The organism is Bacteroidales bacterium, from assembly GCA_018334875.1.
Lineage (GTDB): Bacteria > Bacteroidota > Bacteroidia > Bacteroidales > UBA12077 > JAGXLC01.
Genome location: JAGXLC010000210.1, coordinates 1 through 7,433, shown reverse-complemented (window position 1 = coordinate 7,433; position 7,433 = coordinate 1). Strand labels below are relative to the sequence as shown.

9 protein-coding genes are annotated in these 7,433 nt (G+C 42.4%); all 9 read left to right on the top strand.

Annotation, left to right across the window (positions count from 1 at the left end):
* Window positions 1–190 (top strand): hypothetical protein (locus tag KGY70_14515; protein ID MBS3776405.1); only part of this gene is annotated, 190 nt, incomplete at its 5' end.
* Window positions 191–307: 117 nt separating this feature from the next.
* Window positions 308–1,783 carry a terminase family protein gene (locus KGY70_14510; protein ID MBS3776404.1) on the top strand — a complete coding sequence of 492 codons (1,476 nt, stop codon included), beginning with the start codon at window positions 308–310 and terminating at the stop codon, window positions 1,781–1,783.
* Window positions 1,783–3,810, top strand: coding sequence for a hypothetical protein (locus tag KGY70_14505; protein MBS3776403.1), 2,028 nt, complete (start codon window positions 1,783–1,785; stop codon window positions 3,808–3,810). Before KGY70_14510 ends, KGY70_14505 begins: the two co-directional genes overlap by 1 nt.
* A gap of 148 nt (window positions 3,811–3,958) precedes the next feature.
* Window positions 3,959–4,279, top strand: coding sequence for a hypothetical protein (locus tag KGY70_14500; GenBank protein ID MBS3776402.1), 321 nt, complete (start codon window positions 3,959–3,961; stop codon window positions 4,277–4,279).
* Window positions 4,272–5,078 (top strand): hypothetical protein, encoded by an 807-nt coding sequence (locus KGY70_14495; GenBank protein MBS3776401.1) that lies wholly within the window; start codon window positions 4,272–4,274, stop codon window positions 5,076–5,078. The genes KGY70_14500 and KGY70_14495 overlap by 8 nt, the downstream gene beginning before the upstream one ends.
* 12 nt (window positions 5,079–5,090) lie before the next feature.
* Entirely contained in the window at window positions 5,091–5,528 is a 438-nt protein-coding gene (locus tag KGY70_14490; protein MBS3776400.1) for a hypothetical protein, read from the top strand.
* A 23-nt stretch (window positions 5,529–5,551) separates the two neighbouring features.
* Window positions 5,552–6,163, top strand: coding sequence for a hypothetical protein (locus tag KGY70_14485; protein ID MBS3776399.1), 612 nt, complete (start codon window positions 5,552–5,554; stop codon window positions 6,161–6,163).
* 102 nt (window positions 6,164–6,265) lie between these two features.
* Entirely contained in the window at window positions 6,266–6,976 is a 711-nt protein-coding gene (locus tag KGY70_14480) for a GIY-YIG nuclease family protein (protein ID MBS3776398.1), read from the top strand.
* A gap of 119 nt (window positions 6,977–7,095) precedes the next feature.
* The coding region (locus KGY70_14475; GenBank protein MBS3776397.1) for a hypothetical protein at window positions 7,096–7,433 on the top strand (338 nt) is incomplete at its 3' end.

Here is a 7,433-nt window from a genome sequence, read left to right as displayed (position 1 = left end):
AGAGTTGCAAAATCAAGGTTGTTGGCAGGCAAAAGAACCTCATAATGTTAAAGAAGAAAAGATTGTCTGTAAAAGATGCGGTTCTGAGGAGTTTAATATTTTAAAAGATTCGATTCATACGGTTCGGTGTGCAAGGTGCAATTTTGAAGTTTCATATTGGAATGTTGGAAAAATAACATGGCTTAAATAATTTTTTCTGAAAAGGACCCCAAAAACAAAAAAACTCTTGACAAACGAAAAAGTCCCGTTTTATGGTGTATTAAAAAACTGACTGATTACTCAGTCAAATATTATGAGATAATAGTAAATGTCAGTTGATGAAAAGAACAAGGAGTTTTTTGATCTTGTAAATGAACTTGCTCGGCGTAAGAAGACGAACCGGATTGCACAATTTTATCCTGACGAGGGCCCCCTGCGTAGGGAGTTGTATCAACCTCATCTAAAGTTTTTTAAGGCTGGTGCTGATGTAAATATAAAAGCTTTTATGGGGGGGAACCGTACCGGCAAAACAGAAGGTGTGGGCGCCTATGAACTTACCTTACATGCCACTGGCGAGTATCCCTCCTGGTGGGAGGGCGCTCGGTTTAAATATGCTCCTGTGATCTGGATTTCCGGCAAGACCACAACCAAAACACGGGACACTTTGCAGAGAAAAATGCTTGGCGAGTTGCATTCTTTGGGTACTGGTATGCTTCCTGGTGATAAGGTAGACCGTAAAAACATGACCATGAAGTCTGGTACGACCGGTGCGGTTGATACCTGTTATGTAGAGCATGTGAGTGGAACTAAGGCTGTAATAAAATTTAAGGCTTATGCTGAGGAACGGCAGGCTTTTGAGTCTGACGAGGTTGATATTATCTGGTTGGATGAAGAGCCGACTCCGGGGGTATTCGGCGAGTGTGTGACAAGAACTATTTCTACAGACCGGACTCGTGCTGCGGGTCATGTTTTGTGTACTTTTACCCCGTTGGAAGGCATGAGCGAGGTTGTGCTTGGTTTTATGCCTGATGGCCGGATGCCTGGCTCTGATGGCATGTATTTCGGCAACCGATTTGTTATTTTTGCCACATGGGATGATGTGCCGCATTTGACCAAGGAGGAACGGGACCGGCTGTGGAACGAAATTCCGGTTTATCAGAGGGAAGCCCGGACGAAGGGTGTGCCGCAATTAGGCAGTGGGGCAATATATCCCATTGATGAAGAAGATGTTAGTGTGGATGATTTTGAAATTCCTATCTGGTGGCCGAGGGCTTATGGCTTAGACGTGGGCTGGAATTGGACCGCCGCCCCGTGGGCAGCTTATGACAAGGAATCTGATGTTTTATATATTTACAGTACCTATAAACGTGGAAAAGCGGAACCTGTGGTTCATGCACAGTCTATTAAAGCAAGAGGCGACTGGATTCCGGGCACCATAGATCCAAATAGTGCAGGGTCTTCTCAATTAGACGGCAAAAAGGTTCTTGATGAATATATGAACTTACTTGGAGAGATTTATAAAGCCGATAATGCTGTTGAGGCCGGCATTTTAAAAGTTTGGAATATGCTTTCAACCGGGAAATTAAAAGTGTTTAAAAGCTGCCGTCCTTGGTTTGACGAGTTTCGGCTTTACAGGAGAAATGAAAGGGGTCAAATTGTCAAGAATAACGACCACTTAATGGATAGCACTCGCTATCTTTGCATGATGTTTCATAAAATAGCAAGAACTATGCCGGATGAAGATGATGACTTTATGCCGGCTATGGCAGTAAACAGTGGTAGAAGCGCAGTGACGGGGTATTAATGGATTTAAAAAATTTCATATACACGGAAAAAGCATACGAAACCAACCTGGCCCGATATGTTGACGATGATAAGCTTGCAGAAATTGGTGAGGCGGCAGACCGGGAATACGAGGTTGACTTTAAAAGTTGTAGTGATTGGTGGCAAAGAACCGAACCAGCCATCAAGCTTGCCATGCAGGTTTATGAGAAAAAGAATTTTCCGTTCGAGGGCGCTTCAAACGTAAAATATCCACTTTTAAATGTGGCTGCAACTCAGTTTGCTTCAAGGGCATACCCGGCCATTATGAAGGGAAAAGAAGTTGTAAAGGCAAAGGTTATTGGGAATGATGCTTTGCCGAATCCTCAGAACCCGCAGCAGATGATACCGGGCGAAAAATCTGCCATTGCCGAACGAATTAGCAAACATATGAGTTGGCAGTTAACCGAGCAGATGGAGGAATGGGAAGAAGACCTTGACCGGGCGCTTACCACATTGCCAATAATTGGAGAAGAATGGAAAAAGACGTATTTTGATTCGATATTAAAGCGAAATAAATCGTGCCGGGTATTGTCTGAATTTATTGTAATGAATTATTGGGCCAAATCTGCCCGTGCTGCGGCAAGAGTTTCGGAAAAAATATATTTATATCCTAACGATGTTGAAGAAAAAAAGCGCACAAAACATTTCCTGGATCAGGAATACAGCGAGAATATGGGCAGTGATAAGCGCCAGGACGAACAGGATGAAGACTCCCCCCTACTTTTTATCGAACAGCACCGGTTCTTAGACCTCGACGAAGACGGATACAAGGAACCGTATATTGTAACATATCATAAAGACAGCAAAAAAGTGGCCCGGATTTATCCGAGATTTGAGCAAAGGGATGTTTATTATACCGATGATGGCAAACGTATAGCAAAAATTGTGCCAACCCAATATTATACACAAACGGTGTTTTTCCCGTCACCTGATGGCGGTAGCCGTGGCATGGGTTTTGGCAATATGCTTAACCCGATTAACGAAGCTATAAACTCGCTTATAAACCAAATAATTGACTCCGGGACTCTGTATAACTCAAATGCCGGTTTTATTGGCAAGGGAGCGCAGTTATCCAAGGGCAAGGGTCGGGATTTACAGTTTAAATTAGGTGAATGGAAGGAAGTAAGTATTCCAGGTGATGATTTACGCAAAAACATATTTCCATTGCCTGTAAAAGAACCCTCATCGGTACTTTTTTCCATGCTTGGGACCCTGATAGAGTCCGGGGAAAAGATGTCTTCTGTGGCTGAGGTTATGACCGGACAATCACAAGGGGCAAACGCTTCTCCAACCACTACAATGGCCCTTATAGAACAGGGGATGCAGGTTTTTGGCTCGGTTTATAAGCGTATTCATCGCAGTTTAAAAGAAGAATTTAAAAAACTTTACCGATTAAACGCTATTTATTTACCGGAAGAAGAATATTTTCGGGTAATGGACGATCTTCAGGCAGTTACCCGGATGGATTATAACATGGATGCGGTTGATGTCGTGCCTGTATCAGACCCGAAAGAAGTTTCTGATACACAGAAATTAATAAAAGCACAGGCTGTAATGGAGCTTTTGGGTTCCGGGTTAAATGATCAGGAAATCAGGCGATATTATTTAGAGGCAATAGGCATGCCGGAAGTTGATAGGTTTATGCTGCCCGACGAGGCTTTAAACCAACCAGACCCGGAACTTGTATTAAAAGAACGGGATCAGCAGTTAAAGGAACAGGAATTTGAATGGAAAATGGTTGTTGATAAGGCTAATATGCAAAAGGTTGTTGCAATGGCCGAAAAAGCCCTGGCTGAAGCGGAAGAAGCGGCTGCAAATGCAGATCAGGCATATGCAAAAGCTGATTATGAGCGAGCAAAACCTGAACTTGAGGTTTTAAAAGAACAAACAAAATTAATGGATTCAGCACAAGAAAGGATAATGAATGAGCGAGTTCAGCGCATGGCTAACTCATCCGGAAACTCAAAATCTGCGGCAAAGGGTTCAGAAAATGATAATCGATCTTGAGCATCAATTAGGTAATGCCGTTGCTCTTGATTATGAGAATCCGCAACGAACGCAGGCTTTATATGCAGGAATTATCGGGGAATTAAAAACTTTAAGGGAAATAGACAGATATTTTATAAATGAATAACAAACAGAAAGGATAACAGACATGGACGCAAAAGACAAGTTTTTACCGGTTGAATATAAAGTGCTTGTATTGCCGGACCCTGTTGAAGAATACAGGGGCAAAATTATTATCCCGGAAAACGTGCGAGACCGGGAACAAATTGCACAAGACAGAGCGACCATAATTGCTGTGGGCGGCAACGCCTTTGAAGAATGGCTTGGTTCCGTCCCACAAGTAGGTGATCGGGTGCTTTTAAATAAGCATGCCGGTTATGTAATGAAAGATAAAGAAGAAAGCAAGGAGTATCGAGTCGTAAACGACAAAGACATTACACTGATTTTAAAGGAGATAGAAAATGAGTGAAGAAGCCGAAGAGAGAGAAGAAGAAGCACCACAAAGCGATCCTAAAACTGAGGAACGCGCCCGTATGACCGGTTGGGCACCGAAAGAAGAGTTTAAGGGAGATCCCGAAAAATGGGTTCCGGCTGAGGAGTGGAATAGGCGAACAGATGAGATTATGCCTATTTTAAAATCCACCAATCAGAAACTTGAATCCGAACTCGGGACGACCAAGAAAGAGCTTCAAAGTTTACGGGATACTATGAAAAAAGTGGTTGATATGCACCAAAAAGTAAGCGAACGTGAATATAATCGGGCGCTTGAAACCATTCGTAAACAGCAGAAAACTGCGGTTGAAGAGGGTGATGGAGACACATGGGAAAAGCTTGAAAAGCAAAAGGATCAACTGGAAAAACCAAGTCAGATTGATTTACCCGAAAATCAGGAAACAGAGAATGATTTTCAAACCACGCAAAAGGAATGGTTTTCCAAAAATACATGGTGCAGCCCCGAGAACCCGGAACTTTATGGATATGCTCAATATGTGGCAAATAATCTTGCTGCAAACGATGGTGGTCCGAAGCCGGAACACTTGGCTGAAATCGAAAAGCAGGTAAAGGAAAAATTCCCTGATAAATTTTCAAATAAAAGGCGAGAGACTTCTTCTGTTGATACAGGCGATGTACCTCCGGAAAAAGCCGGGAAGAAAAAATCCTATAACAATCTTCCCAAAGAGGCAAAAGATGCTTGTGATAAGTTTGTAAAACAAGGACTTATGACCAAAGATCAATATGTCGAAGAATTTTTCGCTGACGAAGAATAAGGAGAAAAGCAAATGGCAAGACCAAGAAAACAAGACAGAAAAAAACGAGTCCCGCTCGGGTCCCCGCACCGAAAAATGACGGTACAGGATGTGCCAAATGATAAGGTTGCCAGGTGGATAAATGATAAACCCGGCAGATTGCAGTCGGCCCAGGAAGGCGGGTATGAATTTGTAAGAAAGAATGAGACAGAAACCGGAGAAGGCGCAGAAAGTTCAAATTCAGACCTTGGATCATATATTTCCCAAGTGGTTGGTACACATGAAAGTGGTGAACCGATGAGGGCTTATCTTATGATGATTGACAAGGACACATATAAGTCAGATCAAAAAGAAAAACAGAAAGAAGTTGACAAAGTGGATAAGGCGATTGCCGAGGGAAGGCTTCAAAATTCCCTTGGCCAAAAAGGTTATATACCTGAAAGCGGTATCTCTATAAAAAGGGATACTTGATTAACAAATAAGGAGATTTAAAAATGTCAAATTCTGATACCCCTTTTGGGCTGAAGCCGATTGAACATCTTAACGGCTCTCCATGGAACGGGGTTACTCGAAAATTCCGGGTTGATGCTACAGCGGGCGACTTGGGTATAGGTGATCCGGTTGTATGGAACGGCTCAGGAAATAATGGCTATCCGGAAGTGGTTCTGGCAACAGCGGGAGCAGAAAATAAAATTACTGGTGTTATTACATCGGTAGAACCTGATCCTGACAATCTTGATAAGCTTTATATTGCTTCAGCGGATAGCGGATATGTCAATGTGTGCTGTGATCCTGATGTGATTTTTGAAATTCAGGGATGCAGCGATTCGGCCTTGAGTAGTGATTCTATTGGACTTAATGCGGTAATTGTTAAAACTCACTCACTCGATACAACTTATGGGATAAGTGGTGTTGAGATGGATTCTGGCGCTTCAACCAGTCCTTCCGCAGACGGTAGTTATCAACTTTTGATTATTGGCGGCGTGGACAGGGAAGACAATGATCTTACAGCGGTTAATGCCAAGTGGAAAGTGCTTATCAGTCTGCATAGTTTCAGGGCTATTGATACTGACAACTCAACAGAAGAAGGCGCCACTGGCGTATAAAGGAGAATAAATTATGGCAGGTGTAATTTCTACGGGTAATCACCCAAAATCCCTGTGGCCAGGTGTAAAAGCGTGAACTTTGCGCTTTTAAAATCCATCTAATTGCTGGGAACTCCCCTTGGGACAATCAGCAGCCAAGGACAACATATGAACCAAATTTATAAAATAACCAACAAAATTAACGGAAAATCGTACATAGGACTTACGACTCAAGGGATTATCCGCCGTTGGTCAGAACATAAATATCGGTTCAATCTTGGTGAGAGGGATCATCGGTTATATTTAGCTATGAGAAAATATGGAATTGAAAATTTTGAATATGAAGTTTTAGAGACTGTAAAGGATAAGAATATGCTTTCGGTTCTTGAAGCACAATATATCAAAAAATTTGATTCCTTTAAAAATGGTTATAATATGACTGATGGAGGTGAGTTTGTTTCCGAAGAAACAAGAGAAAAATTGAGCAAAATGTTTATTGGCCGTGAAATTACCTGGGGCAAAAAAATTGTGGCTACAAAAAGATTATTAGATGAATGGCCTTGTGGAAAACCTACGGGATGTCATCACTGGAAAGCTGGCAAATATATAGTTACCCATCCAAATGGGAAAAAAGAGAAAATTCATGGATTGCGTGAATTTTGCCGGAAAAATAATTTAAGTCATAATCTTATGCTCGCGGTTCTTAATGGAAAACAAACTCATCACAAGAGATATGTGTTGTCAAGGTTCAACGACTATTGCGAAAGCAAGTACACCGAAGCCGGTGGAAATGGTGGATGTCCTGTTTCCTCGCAGGATAGTGATATAGTCTGATCTGCATAGTAATATGCAGCAGCCTTAGGGCGGGATGAAATTAGCGATTTCATCTGAACATATATGGGTTCGGGGCGAGTTATGATAAGCACAAAGAAGAGTTCTCAGAACTTTTCGATGTGCAATCATCTGACAAAAACCATGAAGAAGACGTGCAGCTTACCGGCTTTGGGTTGGCACCGGTGAAAAACCAGGGCAGTGGGGTTTCTTATACTTCGCACTCCCAGGGCTTTATCAAGCGGTACGTTCATGTCGTCTATGGCCTTGGTTATATTGTAACCAGGGAAGAGAAAGACGACAATATGTACGAAGAGGTAAGCCAGAAGCGTTCTGAGGCTCTTGCTTTTTCCATGCGGCAGACCAAGGAAAATGTACATGGTAATATTTTTAACCGTGCGTTTAACAGCTCGTATACTGGTGGCGATGATAAAGAGCTTTGTGCTACTGATCATCCCAC